Below are 15,848 nucleotides of genomic sequence, written 5' to 3' on the forward strand. Positions count from 1 at the left end.
ACGACGATCATCCGGTATGTCCTGTGTATCCATGCTTGGTTCTTGAGTTGTATTGAACTGTTTGTGTACAGGTGCTTACAAGCTTGCTTGCCGCAGCATTCGGGCGGCATCCTCTGGCATCAGCGGATTGATGAAACATTCGCTGCCCCATTCAAATCCGGCTTGCGTTGAAATGCGTGGGAACAGCTCGATTCGCCAGTGGTAGGCAGGCCCTCCCCGGTGGCGTTTGGGTGCCGTATGAATCACGTAATTGTAAGCCACATCGGGATAGCAGTGTTCCAAGCGTCGCACCAGCCGATGGAGTAGCCATGAAAGCTCTTCAAGCTGCACATTCTGCAGTAGTTCGAATTGCCCCTGATGCTGTCGCGGGACAATTGTAACCAGCGCTGGCAGGCGGCTGGCGAATGGGCAGTAGGCAACAAATAGCGGCGTTTGCTCGACAATTCGCAGATGCTGCTGCATTTCGTCATTGATGATGCGGCAGATCAAACATTCGCCTGACTGCTCCAAGTACGTCTGCATGCGATCTGCCACCCGGGCTACGTCAGTAGGCAACAAATTCGCCGCAATCAATTGCGAATGCGAATGCACCAGCGACGCTCCGGCCTCGTGTCCTACGTTCTTAAACAGTACGGCGTAGTCCATGGCCATTTTCAACAACCAATACGCCAAGCGATCGCGATAAGCCTGGAACACCAGCTGCATGGTGGCTCGATCGAGTTGCGAAATTGACTGCAAATGCTGTGGCCCTTCGATGATAACTTCGTGGCCTCCGCTAACATCTCGCCGCTGATACAGTTCTGAGTTGGTCGCGGCGCGCTTAGCTGCCTCGATGACTTGCGACTCTTGTTCGCTCGCCCCGCTCCAAAGTTCTGGTCCCCCGCTGATCCATTGTTCTTGGATTCCCACTGGCGCATAACTAGCTTGCAGTGAACTGCATTGCAAACATCCGTCACTCCGGACCGCCGGAAATTTATTGGGTACGACGCGGACAGACCAACCGGGCTGGCCCACGTGTCGATCGAGTGGCAAATAACAGGCAACAGCTATGGGCGTATGTTGCTCATGTCCCCAGCAGAATGGACACTGATCGGCAGGGACAACCTGTGTCGGCTGTCGCACAAAATCGATGGGGCGTTCCGAACGTTGTGGAGCCAGAATAACCCAGCGATCCGTCAACCAGTCATGCCGCATCTCACTGGTTGTCGTTTTGTCGCGTGCGGATGCCATCTGGCCGATTTCCAGTCAAGTTATTGGCTGGCAGTCACCGGTGCATTTGGTTGTCGTATCGTCTGTTGATAGACTTCCAGATAGCGCTGAGCACTACTGCTCCACGACCAATCGCTGCGCATGCCGGTCTGCACAATTTGTGCCCATTGTGGCCGACGATCCAGGAAAAAATCAAGTGCCTCGCCCAGCGCTCGCTCGAGTCCCGCCAGCGAGTAATCCCAGAACTGGAAGCCGGTTGCCGAGCCATCTCGCAGGCTCTCTTGGGTCGTATGCACAACAGTGTCCGCCAGGCCGCCTGTCGCGTGAACGACGGGAACAGCACCATACTTCAGGCTGTAAAGTTGATTCAAACCACATGGCTCGTAGCGACTGGGCATCAAAAACAGATCGCAGCCGGCCTCAATGCGATGCGCCACAGCCTCGGAGAATTCCAAACGCACGGCGATTTTGTCGGGCCGAACAGTCGCTAAATCCGTCAATTCTTGCTCATAATTTTTGTCGCCAGTCCCTAAAATCGCCCACTGAACGTCGCGACGACCTAACCAATGCCGCAACATGGGAATAATCAAATCCCACCCTTTTTGATTGGCCAGTCGGCTCACGATGCCAATCAACGGCACCTGCGGATTCTCAGCCAGTCCCAATTCTCGCTGCAAAGCTGCTTTACATACACGCTTGCCTTGCTGCCAATTGTCAACATGGTACGAGTGTGGCAAGAAGCGGTCGCTGGCTGGATTCCATTGTCCATAGTCAACTCCATTGACAATGCCGACCAAATCTTGGCGACGTCTGAGCAACAAACTGTCTAATCCGCAGCCATGTTCGGGGCGCGTAATTTCGTCGGCATAGGTCGGGCTGACAGTCGTCAACCGATCCGAAAAAACAATGCCCGCCTTCATCAAATTCAAATCGCCATAGTACTCAAGCTGCTCCCAGTTGAAGTACTTCCAATCCAGCCCGGTCAGCGGCATATCAAAATGCCAAAACCGTCCCTGATAGGCCAGATTGTGAATCGTCATCACACTCGCCGCGCGACTCATCCAGTCGTAGTTCCCAAGTCGAGCTGCCATGTACACCGGTATCAAACCGGTCTGCCAATCGTGGCAGTGCACTATGTCCGGCTGCAAATCTAGCCTCTCGATGGCCTCGATCGTGGCGCGGTTAAAAAACGAGAATCGTTCGCAGTTGTCAGGGTATTCGCCGTTGCTGTCACCGTACAATCCATCCCGATCAAAGTATTGTGGTTGATCAACCAGATACAGCGCTACCGGACTGTCGGGCAAGTAGGTTTTCAGGATTCGGCAGGCCACGTTGCGGTTGGCAATCGGCACCGTGAACGCCAAATCTGTCGTCTCAATCGGCAACCCACATCGCACAGCGCTGCGATACGCGGGCAGAAAGCACGTGCAGTGGCAACCCAATTTGTGCAATGCAGGCGGCAGGGCACCGCACACGTCCCCCAAACCGCCGGTCTTGGCCAGTGGAATCATTTCACTGGAAACTGTGGTAACGTTCAGGCTCACGGTGGACTGCTGGACTCGATGAGAGACTTTGCGGACAATGCTTGAAAATTTGATTCAGGCGACGATAGCACAAGTGTAGCCGTCGTTTACTGGCAACGCGTAGTTTACACGCCACCAGACGCGCGAAACATTCGGATTTTTTTAACAACTTTCCCAAGTATCTGTCGCATTCCTCTTGACCCGCAAAGTCGGACCGACGGTCAGCAGATGAGCCTTGGTGGCGGGCACGCACTTTAAGTATAATTACAAGTGATGGCATGTCCTGTAGCTACCGTCGCCAGACGGTTGGGCGGGTTGAGCTTCCATTATCTGGCGACAATGGCTACTGATATGGCGGTAGCAGATGGTAAATGGGTATTGGTCGCTCGCCTAACTTCCACCGCCATGTGTGCAAATGTGTCGTAATCAAAGGCCCGGCTTATGAGTCTTACTGGTTGTCGTCCGCGTATTGCCGACATGCGATTTCGCTTGTTAGGGCGGACGGTACATCCCGAACTGTTCACGACCTGCAAGTGCCATCGCGTGCAGCGTGAGCACTATGCCGCGCAATTCTGCATCACTGTCGACGGCCACTACATTACTTGGTGCAGTGGCAAGAGTGTGCTGACGGAGGTCGCCGGGGCATCGACACAGCCCCTGCCTGAATCGGAGCGCCTGCTGGAGCTACCTCTACGCGACCGAGAGCATAGTTCGCTTGAGGTGCAGGGTTGCAAGTACACCTACGACTACCAAGCTGAACAGGTAGCCTCGGAAATGTTCTGGAATATTCATAAACAGTTAGAGCAATCGGCTCACAGTCACGAACTAATTCAACTGTTCAATTCCAGCGGCCGCCTACCTATTGGTGGGCTCAGTTTTATTCACGTCGAAAGTCGCATGAGAACATTGAGCGTCCAAGTCATTCACACCTACCCCGAAGACCATTTGCTGGTTCGCTCGCAATCCAGCTTCACTTGCCCAGCGATTAAGACGTAGTGGTTAACTGGCGGCAACCTGTATCTGGTGAGGGGAAAGTCCTTGTGGTTCAGGGGCGGTCAGGCAGGAGCGGGAAGAGATCCGATGGTTGGTGGCATTGCTGCATGAGAGTGGTCAATCGCTGGATGATGTCGGGGTGCTGGGCGGCGAGGTTGTTGCTTTCGCCAATGTCGTCCGCCAAGTTGTACAACTCAAGCGTAGCGTCACGGCGGCTAATGTTCTGACGAACAACCTTCCAATCCCCGACGCGAATCGACTGCTGACCCCCATAGCCTGAGAACTCACGGTACAGAAAGTCGCGATCCGGTTGCGGTTGGCTCAGCAGCGTGGGCGCGAAACTAACTCCGTCTGTGCCATCGGGCAGTTGTGGTTGTTGTCCAATCAAATCTAGGAGCGTTGACATCCAATCTTCAAATCCGCTCAGGCGATCCGAGCTGCTGCCGGCCGGCACGTGACCTGGCCAGCGTACGATGGTGGGGACGCGCACGCCGCCTTCATAGAGCGATCCTTTCAAGCCGCGTAACGGTCCAACACTCTGAAAGAATTCGTAGTCCACTTCGTCACGTACATGGGTTGTACCGTTGTCAGAAGTAAAAATCACGATCGTCTCGTCGCTCAGGCCACAGGCCTCAAGTTCGGCTAACAGCTCGCCCACAAAACGGTCCAGTAGCGAAATCATGGCAGCATAAGCGGCACGTGGCGTAAAATGAGGTGTGTATCCGCCTCGCTCGCGAGTAAACGGAGGATCGTCCCAGCCGAGCTGTCGATAGGGCTCGACTTCCGCATCCGGTACCTGTAGCGCCAGGTGCGGTAACGTTGTTGGGTAATACAGAAAGAATGGTCGATCGCGATGCTGGCGGATGAACTGCAGCGCTTGCTGGTGGATGCGCAGCGGAGCATAATCCTGACCCTGAAAGCGACGGTAACTGTTGGCATCGGCAGGATCGGCTCCCTCCAGGCCCGCATGACCGGGAACTGGCGGATGGTTGTCCAACCCGATGCGCTGTCGATCATTCCACAGATAGTCGGGGTAATAAGTGTGAGCGTAACGTTGGCAGTTATAGCCGAAGAAGCGATCAAAACCCTGCCGCAGCGGCTCACCCGTTGAATCAGGGCCGCCCAATCCCCACTTGCCAAACGCACCCGTAACGTAGCCACAGCCCTGGAAGACTTCGGCCAACGTGACCTGACTGTCCGGTAGTGGCAATTGTCCCTCTGGTTGAGCTTCGCTGTTGTTGCGAATATAGGCATGGCCTGGATGCTTGCCAGTCATCAATACGCACCGCGATGGCGCGCACACGGGACTGCCAGCATAGTGCTGCGTCAAACGCATGCCCTGTGTGGCCAGCCGGTCGAGGTGTGGAGTCCCAATGCGCTGCTGGCCAAAACATCCCAGCTCTTGGAATCCCAGGTCGTCAGCTACGATCAGCAACACATTGGGACTACGCTCGGAGGCTTGCAGCAATGGAAATGCGAAGCAGGTCGCTATAATGGCGGCACAATATCCGATCAACGACCTCCGATATGGTTTGTAGAGCGGGACAAGCGTGTCCAGTGCAAGCTGAAGCGGGGTACCCAGGACATTCAGGAAGCGACACAGAGGGTTCAGAGACAAATGGTTTGGCCTCGCACCGGCCCCCCAACGGCCCATGACCGGACGCTCATATGAAAGTCGTGTATACATGATTTCCTGACCGATATCCGGCATTTCCTGCTAGCACGAGCCAACCGCAACTATTTGAAAAATCGACCATTTCTGTTGAAAAATCCGGCATCCTTGCTGTTCTGGCGTCAGGGACCTAGAATACCATAACCTGTAAGAAATCGTGGCTCCCTATAGCCCTCAAGTCACTAGCCGCCGCTGATTGGCCCCTGTGCCGATGCCTTGGGCGGACGATTTCGTGTTTACCTAAATTTTCTCAACGGAGTATCGTCGATGCGTCGTGCAGTATGCTTGATCGTAGTTTTGAGTTTGGGTTTTATCGGATGCAGCCAGCCAACAGAGACGGTTCCTGGTGTCACCGGCAATTCGGGCAGCAGTGCCGTAACCGACGATGCTGGCTCAGTGGATGCCTCCAGTGAAGCCCCACCTGCCGGTGACGGTGCCTCGACTGGCTCTACAGGCAGCCTTCGGTTCGTAGCCGATACGCGCTTGGAGGTTCCTGAAATGATGTGCCCCTACGGATGTTACCCAGCTGTCGAAAAGACGCTGGCCAAGGTTCCTGGCGTTGTAGGTGTCCAACTGGCTGAGCAGCCCGCAGGTACACCCGACGGTGAATTGAAAGAACGAATCGTCGAACTGAAAGTTAATGACGATTTTGACGCTGACTCTGCATTGCAAGCGCTCAAGCGAGCCCGTTACGACGCATCCGTGATCAACTAACCAACCAGGTCCAACTGGCTAGGTGGTTCGTCCGGCAACGTGGGCGCAGCCTGCAGCGGCTGCGCCAGCTCGTCGGTTATGGATTTCGCAGGGCGCTGTGGAGCTCGACGACCGTCGGACAGTCCATCGCCCTGCCCCTGGGCGTCACGATCTTGGTTGCTGGCCATGGAACCTTCAACGTGTGCTTCGGCAGCGACCGAGGTGTGAGACTGGGGTGGTGCGTCTGTGGTCGGACGACTGACGCTGACCGCCACTCCGGCGGCCTGAACAGCAGGAGGAATCTGCATGAATGAGCCCTCGCTATAGTGAACTGACGTTAAATCCTCAAAATTACGAGTCGAGAGCGGCTCTCTTAACTGCCAGCACGACATCTACTGCCAGCTAAGGCGAGCGGCCAAAACGAATCTTGCGGTAGCTAGTGTCGCCATCCCATGCCTCTAAGTAAGGATTGCTGGCTGGCAACTTCGGGAAACATCTGCTGCCAAGTAGCTTCCAATTGCGGAAACGGCTTGCGTTGCATTTCGGGATTATCCAAGGTACCGTTGACTTCCACCATCATAAACGTGGCAAAACGTGAATCAGCCAACAACGGTGAGATGACCTGTCCGATCGGAACGCGACGCCCCACGTAGGTGTATAGCTGTAATTGGATATCTCGTCGCAAATTCGTCCAACCGTCGCCGCGCAGCCGCAAAACATCGCCATCTGCAGCGACTTTTAGTGGAATATGATCGCCGTCGATTTTGAAATCCACATCGGCCCGCTGAAAGGCTGAGGCATCTGCTGCGTTGACTGCAGCCACGCTAAACAACCGCATCATGAACGGCAATTCATACAACTTGGCATCGGTCAGGTGAATGCTTCCACTGCCACTGAAAGTCTGCGGATTCCATGGCACGCCATGAAAATCCTTGAGATAGGCGTTACAGATCGCCTGAGGCTGTTTCTGCTGCATGCCCACCTCTTGCAGCAAGGTACTAAGGTTCGCATTCTCCAGCGCTGCATCCAGATGTAGCTTGCCGGAGTCCAGCAAACTGTAGCCACTGAGCTTGAGCGTGCCTGCCAAGGCCGTGGCGGTCACATCTTGCCCGGGCAGCGGTTCGGCCGCAGGCAATACCTTCTGGACGGCGGAACCGAAATAGAGCTTATGATCCAGCACTACAAATGGACCCTGAAGATTGGTCACCGGAATGTTGATGGCGCGCAGCGCATCCATGGCAATCCGTCCGCTGGCCTTAAGACTCTCGCCATCGCTGGAACCTTGCACCCAAACAGTGCCACGTAATGCGCTGACCTGCTCTCCGCCTGCAAACTGCCCATCTTCAACATCCATTTGGCAGTTCCACGACATGGCCATCGGCAAATTTTTATCCCCAAGAACAATTTGACTACTCCCCAACAAGCTGACTGGACCTCGAAAGTCCAGCTTGAGCATCGACTCTTGCACCGACTTTGGCAGTGCTCGTACAAGCTGTGCATCGACCATCAACCTGGTGGTTGGCAGCCACTGAACGTCTGCTTGCCAGCGTCCGTCTGCGCGTGGCGTACACTGACCAGTAAGCGCCAGCCGAGTCGCCCCATGGTGCGCTGTGGCTCGTTGTATGATCACTTGGTCATTGGCATAGGTGATATGACAACTGACATCATTTAGCAGGTATGGAAACTCCAATGGCTCCAGTCGCACGGATGTTCCTGTAGGTGTCGGACCGTGGTTTTCCTCAATGATCGTAACCTGAGTTTCAATGGAATTGGGAGAACCGTCGCCCTGAATAGTGACTGCCACCCGATCGATCGACCCAGACGGCTGCAATTGTGACCAAGTCTCGCGAACGCGGGGCGGCAGGGCCATATACAGGTCTTCAGCAATCGGCACATTGTGCGCATCGATATCCAGACGAAAAGGTAATGCCCCCTGGGGGACTTGTTGCCACGTCCCCGAACACAGAATGCGAGCGCTATCGTTCTTGCCTTCAAAGCCTTGCAGATACCAGCGCTGATCCTGATTGAAAATTCGCCCGCGAATGTTGTAGATTGGGTAGACGAATTTGTCGTATTGCAAACGACCTCCAAACACGTTGGCGTCAATGGTCCGATGCCAATTGGCTTCTTCGGGCCCCTTTCGTTCAAACACAGCACTGACCAGTTCGACGGCACCAGCCAGCTTCAACGATCGTACAAACTCTTCGGCGCTTCCGGGCGGGCTGCCCGTGGGCGTCAGCGCTGAAATCAAATCTTCGTCGATGACCACTGGCCCCAGACTGCGACACTGCAGACGACCGTGCCATTGCCCCTCTGCCAGCGAGAGACTCATGCTGGCCTCAAGCGGTTGCCCCGCAGCGCGACCTTGCAATTGTTGACTACTGAGGGTGCCTTCACGATACTGAACTTTGCCGTGCACGTCTGTAAGAGGATAAGGAAACAACCACGGGCGAAGGCTGACATGCTGGCAGTCAATGGCCGCCGAGGGCTGCCAAACCTGTCCGTCAAACTTCAGTTGCACTGAACCGCTAACGCGACCAGCTAATTGCAGTCGATCCCAGTGCTGCTGGAAAGCAACCGGTAACGACTGGTACAATCGCTTGTCCAAGTCGATATTCTGCACCTGAGCCTCGATCACCATCGGACTATCCAGCTCCAACCCCATGATGTCGGTGTCGATTTTCAAGGTCGCTTCACCACTGTGAGCCTGCATTTGGCGGAGTTGCAACATCTTGTTCGTGCAGGAGAATTGACTACTCAGTCGCTCCAGCGGATAGGGCAAACGCGGGTCTTGCATGCGGCCCGAAAGAATTCGGCCTTGAAACATAAACTCGGCCGGACGACTGGTTTGGTGTGAAATCTGAAAATAGGAGCAGTCAGCATCGCATTCTAGACCTGCTAGTTGCGACAACCGGTCGGCCAGCCCAGGCGGTAGTACGTCGATGAGTTTGCGAGAGAACCGAAGACCCGAAAATTCACCCACGCATTCTGCGCTCTCCGTGGACGGGTCAACGATGCACGTGGCAACGACATTGCGCACCAAGCCGCTGCTGCGAGCCGAACATTGTGCACGAAATTGGCGGCGAGTCGGGCGCTGAATAGTGGTGGTCGGTGAATCGACAGTATACAGCTCTTCGGCTTCCAGGGGCTCGACCTCAGCCTGCAGGTCATGCAGCACGATTTCCCCCGCCATCTCATCCGCACTTTGCCGCAATCGGAGCGATGAATCCATGACAATAATTTTTGGCGGAATTCGGTTGGGTTTGGGATGCGGCTTGAGGCATCCTACGGACCATCCTCCATCGGCCAGTGGCCAGATGTCCAATTGAACGCCCTTGAGTCGGATTTGCTGAACACGGGCGGTCTGCTGAATGAAACTGGCCAGGTCCAACTTGCCCTGGATCAACACCTGCTCGGCAGATAAAACCTGCACACGCTGGCCGTCGATGGGCAATGCCATCCGCACATCGTTGGCTATGATCTGCCCTGGACCATCAAAGGCCACGCGGCCTACGAAGACGCGCGCCCTGGGAAATAGCTCGCTTAGCTCTTTTCGAATTGCAGTTCGCAACTCGCCACCCAACCGATGCTCCACCAGCCGGTAACAGAGCACTGTGGCTACAACGGCCAAAACGATGATCAATAGAACCACGGGGAGGCTGGTCACCCCAAACCGCGTAAGTCGAACTTCAGCGCCTGGCTTGAAATGCGGCTGCCGAGTGTCGAGGCATATCCGTAGATCCACCCCCGCGCAGTGGCGCTGCTGCTGGCGAATTTCATTCTGGCATGATTGACGAGGCACGGGGCGAATTCGGTGAGAAAGAAATGAACCACGGCAACATTCATCAAGGCTGAACTCTGACTGCGCCACTTCCGACCTGGAAACCCAGTAAGCTGCCTAGTTAGAGTTAATGGAGTTGAGCAATACCAGATCGCTACGGCCTGAGTAAAGATTAGGCCATCAAGCGTTTGCTAGCATCTGTTTCCGTTGGTGAACTAGCAACACTCGCCAAAGAGAGGAAGCGGTGTGTCCATGGACTGGCGACCGCAGCTACGAATTGCTGCTAAAACGCGACAGCAACGGCTCACCGCTGCGCGCGAAAACAGTACAGCCAATCAGGTGTGGTCAGCAACAGATGCTCGCCCACCCAGCTCAATCGTGCACCCTCCCTGGTCAATGCTCCGGTCTGGAAACGTCTGACAAAGGGCTGATGGTCTGTCGCGGCAACTTTCGTCGATTCTTCCACCCTGCTCTGCCCGGCCAAGTCGGCGCTGAAAACAATGATCTCCTCGGCGGTCGGCCAGCAGACATATTGGCCAACTAAGGCGGCTTGCCCCATTCCGCGCGGCTGCGGCAGCGCGTTGACCAATCCCGGTGTTGTTGGCTCTGGAAAGCTTTCCAATATTCGTCCAGCGCAGCGATCTACCCAGATCAACCGATCTCCGCCGACAAGCAGCGTTTGTCCAACAGCCCCGACGATATAGGTCGCGTCTTGAAACTCGATATCCTGGCTGGACCAGAGCAAATTGCCCGACAGCGCATCCAACGCGAACAGCTCGGGAGCATCTTGAGGCAAACAGTACACCAACCCTCGCTGCACGAAACAGCCTTGTCCATCGCGGTAGCGGTAGCGATCGGGTTGCCGTCCATTGCCCGAATTGCTGAGCCGTCGTCGGTAGCAACTCTGCCATAGTGTACGGCCGCTGTGCGGATCGAGGCAGGCGATGGTGCCCAGATCGGTTGCGTAGTACAGCAAGCCGCCTGCCACAATCGGCCCAGTTGCTGCGATCAAATTGGCGCGTTCGCTGCCGACGACCACGCCGCTACCAAGCACTGCTGAACGCCACTCTAGTTGCCCGCTATAGCGATCAAACGCTGCCAGACTTCGGCGTATGCCAGAATTGTCGCGCTCGACCACCCCGGTAATCAACAGCTGTTGCCAAACCACGGGACGCCCCTCCAGTTCTGCATCTACGAACTGCGGTGGCACCAAACGCAACGGAAAGCCGCGCAGTTGGCGACCTTGGCTATCCAGGTCCAGGCCAATCAAATAGCCGAGCGAACTACCGTCGGAGGCGCGACTGCGATTGGCCCAGGCGGTAATCGGCGACCCCATGCGGGCGTACAAGCATCCATCGTCAACGGTCAATTCGCCCTTCGGCTGCCCCATCACCGGATAACCTGCTGGCAAATAGTCGGCCTGTGGTAGCCTTGTATCAAATAGTGCGGCACCGGTTTGAGCATCGGGCCATACTGTGCCTGTGTGTAGTTCAATCGCTCGCACGCGAGTCAGTTCATGGAGGAACACCATGTCTGCAGACTGAGCAACGATGATCGGCAGCATGACTGGTCCTTGCCCGACGCGCGGCTGGCTGGCTGGCGTCACGTCAAGTGGACTGGCCCATCGCGTAAGAGGCAGTTGCCAAGCCGGCCGATGATCGAGCGTAAAACTTGGTTGGACCGTCCATGTTGCCGACTCATAATACGCTTGGGTTTGCTGGAGGCAGGCCGTTAAACGATCGCGCTCAGCCGGTTCAACTTCACTTTTTACAACCGCCTCTGCCCAACGACCGAGCGCTTCGTAATCCACGTACTGCGGCTCCATCGCGGCAGCAGTCAATTGCCGTATTAGCAAGTCCACGGCCAGCGGTTGATTGGACCCGCACACAGTTCGCCAGTGCTTCAGCAACCGCGCAGTTTGATCGCTATCCGCATCCATGGCAGTGTAGACAACATGCCAAGGCAACTGGACCGTCGCGGCTCGAGCGTCGAATTGTGACAAATCAACGCGCATCAATTCCGGAAGGCATGCTTCCATCATCTGGACCGCGGCCAGCGCCTGACCTTGTTCCAAAAAAACATCCGCCAGCAAGCGTACGAGAGCTGGCCCAGCCTCGGTCATTCGATAACGAATGACCGCATCACGGCCTGCCATTGTGCTCTTGGACTGCTGCAATCCACGATATGCCGCCTGAGCAGCGCCTAGCCGTTGCTGACGATGTTCAAGCTGCCCGGCCAGAGCCCTGGCAATGACTCGCTGCTGCTGTTGACAACTCCATTGACTGACGGGCAAATACGCCTGAACTCGCTGCGTTCCAGCCGCTTGCTGAGGACCCGTGGCAACCAGAGCAGGCGGCAAGTCCATGAGCCGATCGAGTTGCGTCATAGCCTCTGCAAATTGGCCCACATCCACCAACTGTGCAATCTGCTCGATGGCCAAACGGTCGGCGGCACTTACCGCACTGGCCGGTTCCGGTACGTCAGAAAACTGGCCGCAAACTTGCCTTCTACTCACCGGCAAAAGCGCCAAATAGCACACCAGCCAGCCAACGCGCCACCGACCATTCATGGCATTAGTAATATGGAAAAATGAGCCAAAATACTGCAACACCACTCAGGCTGACATACAGCCAGACGGGCCATACCCACCTGGCCATTCGTCGATGCTCAGGATATTTGCCCGACAGCGCTCGGTAGGCTGTAAATAAGATGCACGGTAGCGATCCAGCTGCCAGCAGTATATGGCTGAGCAACAATCCATAGTAGACCGGTCGAATCCACCCCTGGCCGCCAAACCGCGTATTACCAGCGAAGAGGTGGTGCAGAATATACGACACCAAGAACAGCGCTGACAGAACCAGCGCTGACAACATCAGCCGTTGATGCAGTCGCCACCTACCCGACTTGGCGGCCCATCCTCCACAGATCAACAGCCCGCTAACCAACGAATTGATAACGGCGTTGCACTTGGCAAACAGATGTACATCCATACCAGCAGGTGCAGGCAGTTGCACGCGACTCAGTAGGGTCACCGCCAAAAACACGATTGCCGAGACCGTCCAAATCCAGCGTCGTGCTAGATGATCGGCGATAGTCAAGCTGGCAGATGGATAGGGTTCAGCAACCATCGAACGTTATTCCTCCCTAGCGTTTTCATCAGTTTCAGCCTCGACATCTGTGTCAGCCGCTCCGCCAGCCGTCAGCGACTGTGGCTCTGATTGCTTGAGCGGTAGTCGCCCGCCAGCAGCCAGCATAGCTTGAATATCGTCGATCAATCCTTGCCACGCTGGCTCTTCGGGCCATTCGTACGAACCGTAAATCTGCCCATCGGCATCGACTAACAGCAATTTGTCGGCATGAAAGCGACGATCGACCGGCAGAAAGTACATCTCGGCACCCACCCGGCGAATGTACGTCAAGTCGCCTGTCAGAAAGTACCATTGAGCGGGATCGGCACCATATTGTTTGGCATACTCTGCCAATACCGGCGGCTGATCGACATCTGGATCGCAAGTAATGCTGACCAATCGGAATGGTTGGCCGCGAAACTGCTGCTGCAACAACTTCAGCTTTTCGTTTTGTCTAGGACAAATAGTTGGGCAGACGGTGAAGAAGAAACTAAGCACATAAGGCTGACCTTTCAAGTCGTGGCTTGAAACCGACTTGCCATGAATGTCGGTCAACTCAAACTGGCTCAACCACTCCTGGTCGCTGCCCGCTGGCCTGCGCGGCGGCTGACTGATGCCGCGCCGTTGATATTGATCGGCAGGAACCAACTTGCCATTTTCGTCTTCGACGTAGGCGATCGCCGCAACACCTTCGTCGCGACGTCCGCTTGGACAACCGACCTGCATCGCCAAACCAGCTATCAACACGGCAAAAATTATCCAGCGGCTAACCGGACACCGATAGCATGGATGGATAGACGCTAGTTCTTCATTTGGGCTCATTATGTTCACCTGTGTTAACATTCTATTCCAATTCCCAACAGCCTCACAGGCAACCTGTACCTCTGAAGGCAACCTGTAAGAAGGTAGCTTTCGTCGCCAGACGGTGGAGGCTGGGCGATACCAGCGACTGGTGATGGTGTCGACGGTAGATTTTAACTGCCACGTGCCGAAAAGCCGGTATCGAAATGGGACCAAGGCCACTAGCACGATGCGGTCTGGTATGTTTTCTCAGGCTTGTTAAGCTGACTTGGCCGCGTTTAGCTGGGTACAGCGCAGACAACTGTGGAGCGACCATCCATAGCGGCCTGATGACACTACATCGCCTCAAGAGAGTTGGTAACCCATGATTCAACTTGGATTTGTCACGGCCATCGTGCCGGAATTGTCGTTGCCTGAAGTACTGCAACTGGCCGCTCAGATCGGCTACGATTGCGTGGAGGTTATGTGCTGGCCGCCCAGCAAAGCCGATCGGCGTTACGCCGGTGTAACGCACATCGACGTCACGCAGTTGAGTGATTCGGCGATCGCTGAGATCAATCAATTGCAGCACAGTACCGGCGTGAAGATCAGCGGCTTGGGCTACTATCCCAACTGCCTGTCGGCCAACCTCGAAGAAGCTCAAGCTGCGGTGGAACATCTGCGTCGAGTCATGCAAGCTGCTCCGCGACTGGGACTGCAAAACGTGAATACGTTTATTGGCCGCGATCATCGGCTGAGCGTCGAAGATAATTGGCCGCGACTGCTGGATACTTGGGGGCCGCTCATGGAGTTGGCCGATAGCTTGAATCTGAAGGTCGGCATCGAGAACTGCCCGATGCTGTTCTCCAAAGATGAATGGCCAGGCGGTAAGAACATCGCCTCTAACCCCGAAGTCTGGTCGCGACTGTTCCGCGATATTTCCAGTCCGAACCTGGGGCTGAATTTCGATCCCTCACACATGGTGTGGCAAGTGATGGACTACTTGTCTGCGGTTCGCAATTTCGGCAACCGCATTTGGCACACACATGCCAAGGACGCCACACTGGATCGCCATCGGCTGAACGAAGTCGGCTTGCTGGCTTATCCTCCGCTATACCACACTCCTAAGCTGCCGGGATTGGGCGAAGTGAACTGGGGTGCCTTCATAGCCACCTTGTTGGACAGTGGTTTTCGGGGCGCAATGTGCGTGGAAGTGGAGGACCGCGCCTATGAAGGCTCGCTAGCCGACCGCAAGGCGTCGTTGGTCCAGAGTTACCGCTATCTGAAGAACTTTATTCCGTGAGCTTACCCATGAGCGCTTCCTATTTGGCTTTCTCGAAGATGATCGACCATTCGCTGTTGGTGCCTACCACCACCCAGCCACAACTGGACGATGGCTGCCAACTGGCGTTGGCCTACGATGTGGCCAGTGTGTGCATCATGCCCTTCTACCTTAAACGCTGTAGTCAGATTCTGGCCGGATCGACCGTGCTGCCCAGCACCACCATCGGCTTCCCTCACGGTGGTCATGCAACCGCCATCAAACGCGCTGAAGCTCTCCAGGCCATCGACGACGGCGGACAAGAGCTGGACATGGTGGTCAATATCAGCCAAGTTCTGTCGGGCAATTGGTCCTACGTCACCGATGACATAGCTGCCGTGGTCGAGGTGACTCACGCCGCCGGACGGAAGATCAAGGTCATTTTCGAGAACTGCTACTTGACTGACGACCACAAGCGCAAACTTTGCCACATCTGCACCGAGCTGCGTGTCGATTGGGTCAAGACGAGCACTGGCTATGGCAGCAGCGGAGCTACCGCCGATGACTTGCGGCTCATGCTACAATCCGTCGGTCCCAGCGTGCAAGTCAAAGCCGCCGGTGGCATTCGCGACTTTGACAAACTGTCCGAATACAAACAGCTTGGCGTCACGCGCTGCGGTGCCAGTGCAACCGCCGTCATTCTCGATCGCGCCCGTCAAGAGCTGGGCTTGCTACCCATCCAGTTTCAATCTAAGCCCTCAGCGGCTTCCAGCTATTGAGTTGCTGTAACGTTTGATGGTAGCTACGA

12 protein-coding genes are annotated in these 15,848 nt (G+C 55.6%); 4 read left to right on the forward strand and 8 right to left on the reverse strand.

Annotation, left to right across the window (positions count from 1 at the left end):
* Positions 1 to 75 precede the first annotated feature (75 nt).
* Both KF752_16070 and glgA read right to left on the reverse strand, forming a co-directional pair.
* Positions 76 to 1,230 carry a DUF4921 family protein gene (locus tag KF752_16070; protein ID MBX3423073.1) on the reverse strand — a complete coding sequence of 385 codons (1,155 nt, stop codon included), beginning with the start codon at positions 1,228 to 1,230 and terminating at the stop codon, positions 76 to 78.
* Between the two features lie 20 nt (positions 1,231 to 1,250).
* Entirely contained in the window at positions 1,251 to 2,747 is a 1,497-nt protein-coding gene (glgA, locus tag KF752_16075; protein ID MBX3423074.1) for a glycogen synthase GlgA, read from the reverse strand.
* A gap of 426 nt (positions 2,748 to 3,173) precedes the next feature.
* On the opposite strand from glgA, the gene KF752_16080 reads away from it, so the two are divergent.
* Positions 3,174 to 3,728: a DUF2617 family protein gene (locus KF752_16080; GenBank protein ID MBX3423075.1), complete on the forward strand. Its 555-nt coding sequence runs from the start codon at positions 3,174 to 3,176 to the stop codon at positions 3,726 to 3,728.
* A 49-nt stretch (positions 3,729 to 3,777) separates the two neighbouring features.
* Here KF752_16080 and KF752_16085 read toward each other — a convergent pair whose 3' ends face one another.
* Entirely contained in the window at positions 3,778 to 5,379 is a 1,602-nt protein-coding gene (locus KF752_16085) for an arylsulfatase (GenBank protein ID MBX3423076.1), read from the reverse strand.
* Between the two features lie 285 nt (positions 5,380 to 5,664).
* Between KF752_16085 and KF752_16090 the strand changes: the two genes are divergently transcribed.
* On the forward strand, positions 5,665 to 6,111 hold the full coding sequence (locus KF752_16090; protein MBX3423077.1) for a heavy-metal-associated domain-containing protein: 447 nt from the start codon (positions 5,665 to 5,667) through the stop codon (positions 6,109 to 6,111).
* Here KF752_16090 and KF752_16095 read toward each other — a convergent pair.
* The 5 genes from KF752_16095 to KF752_16115 form a co-directional block, all read right to left on the reverse strand.
* Complete coding sequence (locus KF752_16095) at positions 6,108 to 6,398, reverse strand: hypothetical protein (protein ID MBX3423078.1); 291 nt, start codon at positions 6,396 to 6,398, stop codon at positions 6,108 to 6,110. The two genes, KF752_16090 and KF752_16095, sit on opposite strands and share 4 nt — an antisense overlap.
* Positions 6,399 to 6,526: 128 nt before the next feature.
* Positions 6,527 to 9,892: a hypothetical protein gene (locus KF752_16100; protein ID MBX3423079.1), complete on the reverse strand. Its 3,366-nt coding sequence runs from the start codon at positions 9,890 to 9,892 to the stop codon at positions 6,527 to 6,529.
* Positions 9,893 to 10,175: 283 nt separating this feature from the next.
* Entirely contained in the window at positions 10,176 to 12,440 is a 2,265-nt protein-coding gene (locus KF752_16105; protein MBX3423080.1) for a PQQ-binding-like beta-propeller repeat protein, read from the reverse strand.
* A gap of 4 nt (positions 12,441 to 12,444) precedes the next feature.
* On the reverse strand, positions 12,445 to 12,999 hold the full coding sequence (locus tag KF752_16110) for a DUF420 domain-containing protein (protein ID MBX3423081.1): 555 nt from the start codon (positions 12,997 to 12,999) through the stop codon (positions 12,445 to 12,447).
* Positions 13,000 to 13,005: 6 nt separating this feature from the next.
* Positions 13,006 to 13,746 carry an SCO family protein gene (locus KF752_16115; GenBank protein ID MBX3423082.1) on the reverse strand — a complete coding sequence of 247 codons (741 nt, stop codon included), beginning with the start codon at positions 13,744 to 13,746 and terminating at the stop codon, positions 13,006 to 13,008.
* A 421-nt stretch (positions 13,747 to 14,167) separates the two neighbouring features.
* Between KF752_16115 and KF752_16120 the strand changes: the two genes are divergently transcribed.
* Together KF752_16120 and deoC are read left to right on the forward strand one after the other, a co-directional pair.
* The gene (locus KF752_16120) at positions 14,168 to 15,082 is read left to right on the forward strand and encodes a sugar phosphate isomerase/epimerase (GenBank protein ID MBX3423083.1); all 915 of its coding nucleotides are present in this window, start codon (positions 14,168 to 14,170) and stop codon (positions 15,080 to 15,082) included.
* 8 nt (positions 15,083 to 15,090) lie between these two features.
* On the forward strand, positions 15,091 to 15,819 hold the full coding sequence (gene deoC, locus KF752_16125; protein ID MBX3423084.1) for a deoxyribose-phosphate aldolase: 729 nt from the start codon (positions 15,091 to 15,093) through the stop codon (positions 15,817 to 15,819).
* The last annotated feature ends 29 nt before the right edge of the window (positions 15,820 to 15,848 follow it).

The organism is Pirellulaceae bacterium, assembly GCA_019636385.1.
Classification (GTDB): Bacteria; Planctomycetota; Planctomycetia; order Pirellulales; family Pirellulaceae; genus Aureliella.